This is a genomic window from Corynebacterium sp. UMB10321 (genome assembly GCF_030228725.1).
Lineage (GTDB): Bacteria > Actinomycetota > Actinomycetes > Mycobacteriales > Mycobacteriaceae > Corynebacterium > Corynebacterium pseudogenitalium.
This window is the reverse complement of sequence record NZ_JASOZC010000022.1, coordinates 1-2,996: the sequence shown is the minus strand read 5'-3', so window position 1 is coordinate 2,996 and position 2,996 is coordinate 1. Positions and strand designations below refer to the sequence as shown.

The 2,996-nt window shown below is 58.2% G+C and carries 1 protein-coding gene and 2 pseudogenes; all 3 read left to right on the top strand.

The window, feature by feature from the left end; all coding sequences use genetic code 11:
* Positions 1-101: 101 nt before the first annotated feature.
* Positions 102-278: pseudogene (locus QP752_RS11150) on the top strand (integrase core domain-containing protein); the annotation flags it as partial.
* A gap of 78 nt (positions 279-356) precedes the next feature.
* On the top strand, positions 357-1,970 hold the full coding sequence (locus tag QP752_RS11145) for a cation:proton antiporter family protein (protein WP_284805528.1): 1,614 nt from the start codon (positions 357-359) through the stop codon (positions 1,968-1,970).
* 639 nt (positions 1,971-2,609) lie between these two features.
* Positions 2,610-2,723 (top strand): annotated as a pseudogene (locus QP752_RS11395) (hypothetical protein); the annotation flags it as partial.
* Between the last annotated feature and the right edge of the window lie 273 nt (positions 2,724-2,996).

Below are 2,996 nucleotides of genomic sequence, written 5' to 3'. Positions count from 1 at the left end.
AGGTGTAAACAATGTCATGACCTTAAGCGTGCACACTGTCATGACTTTAAGCGTGCAAAAGGTAGTGACACATAACATTCCGTGTACTTGGTACCGGTGTGGCTGAATTTATCCATCCTCAAGGCCCGTGGACATCAGTAGGAGAAGTCGAGCTAGCCACCCTGCGGTGGGTGCACTGGTGGAACACCAAACGTCTTCACGAGGCGTTGGACTACGCCACCCCACAAGAAGTAGAAACCGAGTACTATCTCACCGAGCCCATCAACACAGGGCCGTAAAAGAAGCGGAACCAAACCCAGGACGTTTCAAAAGCACACATTTTGTCGCTTAACCCTACATAAGGCAGACTGCTCTGTATGGAACTGCTGTTGACCTACCTTGCTGTCGTGTTTGGCTGCGGGCTGATCGCATGGGCTGTCCGCCTCCCACCACTTATCGGGTTTCTGGCGGCCGGGTTCATCCTCAACGCCAGCGGCGTCGCTCACGTCGAGGCTCTCGATCTCTTCGCCGACATCGGCGTCACCCTCATGCTCTTCGCCATTGGCCTGCGCCTGGATTTGCGCGCATTGACGGATAAGGCCGTGTGGCTCACCGCCGGAGCCCACGCCTTGGTCATGACGATTGTTGGCGCGGGATTCATCACCGCACTCGGCGCGCTCGGCGCTTTCGGTCCCGCGTCCTTCTCGATTGCCGTCAACGTCGCCCTGGTCTTGAGCTTTTCTAGCACCATCGTCGTGATCAAAATCTTGCAGGACCGCGGCGATGAGCAGGCGCTCTACGGCAATATCTGCGTGGGCGTGCTGATTATGCAGGACATTCTCGCCGTCGCCTTCATGAGCATCCTGCGCGGCGAACCACCGCGCTTGGCGGCCCTGGGGCTCGTCGTTATCGTGCCGCTGCTCGCTTTGATCACGCGTCGCTGGTACAAGCTTGGCCACGGCGAATTGGGGGCGCTTTTCGGGATCGTCATGGCTCTGCTGCCCGGCTACGCCCTTTTTGAGTGGGTCGGTCTTTCCGGCAGCCTCGGCGCCCTCATCATGGGCGTCGTGCTCTCCCGTTCTTCGGGGGCTGAGCAACTCAGCCACTCACTGTTCACACTGAAAGAGCTGCTGCTTGTCGGATTCTTCGTCAACATTGGCTTCCTCGGGCTGCCGAACTGGCAAAACATGCTCGACGCTGGATTACTTCTCCTACTCCTGCCCTTGCAAGCCGTCGCCTACTGGGCAATCCTCTGGGGCCTGGGCCTACGCAACCGCACCTCGGTGCTTGCGGCGCTCTTGCTTTCCAATTACTCAGAGTTTGCCCTGATCATCGCCGCACTTGGTGTCAAAGATGGCTGGTTGAATCAACGGTGGATGCTTTCCCTGGTGCTTGCCGTCTCGCTCAGCTTCGTCATCTCGGCAATTCTTAACCCACAGAGCGTTTCGCGCACCACCCGCTTGGCCAAGCGTTTACCCACACGCCCGCCGCACAAAATCCATCCGGGGGATCGCCCCATCGAGCTTGGCGACGCCCACGCACTCGTCCTGGGCGTTGGCCGCCTCGGCATCGCCTGCTACACCGAGCTAACTGAGGTCTACGGTGTGCGGGTCCTTGGCGTGGAGCACGACACAGCTCGCGTCCGCCACCTGCAGGAACGTGGCTACAACGTGGTAGAAGGAGACGCTACGGACGTCGACTTCTGGGAACGCGTCAAAGACAGCCACCAGATCGACATGATCATGCTCGCCATGCCGGCCCAACACGCCAACCTGGAATCAGTAAAGCAAATTTACGCTTCCCGCATCAACGCTGATGAGTGCACGATCAGTACTGTCGCCATGTACCGCGAGGACGTCGAAGAACTCGAAGAGCTCGGTCTCGACGTCGTCGTCCACCTGCAAGGGGGCGCCGGTGAGTCACTTGCTGAGCAGACCTTCACCGCAAATGAGCAGCGCCGCCTGCGCGTCGCAGGAGGTGCTGCGGAATAGGGCGCACATCACCGCACATACCTCTGGACTTTGCCGACCGAGACAGTTTCTGCACCCAAAGGCATGGGCTGTCGAGACTTCCATGCCCCTCGTCGGTCTCGACGTCAGCTGCCAGGGTCAGCGTCTCGTACCAAGGCTAAACCTGCGCGGGGGCCTTACCTGGCGACACGGAATGCGGCGCAGCCGTCGATATCACAGCCGCGGATAGCCACGTGCGCGCACGCAGCATACGCAAGCGGCAAAAAGACTGTGCCAAATGTCCGCGCGTCGCGGTAAGCTGGTGAGCAGACAACCCCACCTCACGCGCGGGCCACAGCGCTCTGACCCGTAATCATCTCGGCCAATGCGCCCGTACAGCGTCGAACGAGACTTCATACCACGGCAACACATGGCAACGTGTGGCAACAAAGGAATAGTGCACCTACCAGGGCAGATACAGCAAAACCCCTGGCCAATCACGACCAGGGGTTTTATCGAATTGTGGAGCTAAGGGTGCCTGAGGTCACGACATATTTGACGGGGTGTGCCTGCGGAAGGCGTTGTGATCCTTGACAGGTGAGTCGCGTCATTGTTGACACTTAGGGTTACCTCAGCCGTGTCGGTGACGCTTGACTGGTGAGTCGGGACATGTTTGACGCTATGAACAGTCCCAACCGTAATCTCGCCATCGTCAGAGCCGTCAGAGACCAAGGCGGCACACCTACCAGCGTCGCCAAGCGCTTTGGCATCTCACGCCAACGTGTCCACCAGATCCGACACTAACGGATACAACCGGTGCACCACGACCATGGCGCGCTTTGAATCCCACGCTTTGAGTGGTTTTTGGGGGGTGAGGAGCGTGTTTCACGTTCGTTTATATAGCGACCTCAGGCGTGTCGTGGGGAGTAAAATCCCGAGCATGGTTAATAGTGATTCCCGGGTGATTCCTTCGCCCCGTATCTACCTGGCATATGTGAAACGTTTATTTCTAGACGACCCTCGCAAGTCTTTACAGGTTTTGGCGGGAGCTAGTTTTGAGGAAAATAC